Source organism: Actinomyces sp. HMSC065F12 (assembly GCF_001814535.1).
GTDB lineage: Bacteria > Actinomycetota > Actinomycetes > Actinomycetales > Actinomycetaceae > Pauljensenia > Pauljensenia radingae_A.
The window spans coordinates 1-326 of the sequence record NZ_KV816958.1; the positions used below are offsets into that span (position 1 = coordinate 1).

At 54.6% G+C, this 326-nt stretch carries 1 pseudogene; it reads right to left on the reverse strand.

Features of this window, described 5'->3' with window-relative positions:
* Positions 1 to 116: 116 nt before the first annotated feature.
* A pseudogene (locus HMPREF2975_RS03340) lies at positions 117 to 326 on the reverse strand (hypothetical protein); the annotation flags it as partial.

The following is a 326-nucleotide window of genomic DNA, read 5'->3' on the forward strand; positions in this document are numbered from 1 at the left end:
TGGTGAAGCCCCAAGTTCCCGTGTGGGTTCTTGGGGCTTCTCCTAGTTTTCAACCACTTACATGTTCTCACACCGATATGCGGTTTTCTATCGCATGTTTCGGATACCGGCTAACGCTAGAGCTGTCCATATAAGGCGGTGGCGAACCTGTCGAGGGCCCGGTTCTTGCGCCGATAGACCGTGTCACGCTCGACGTAGAAATGGTCGGCGATCATCGATACCTTCTCATCTTGTGTCCCCTCGCTGAGGAAGAAGCCTTCGAGGATGAAGCGGTCGTCTTCAGCGATGACTTCCCACGCAGGCAAGAACCAGTCCATGTACTGGCG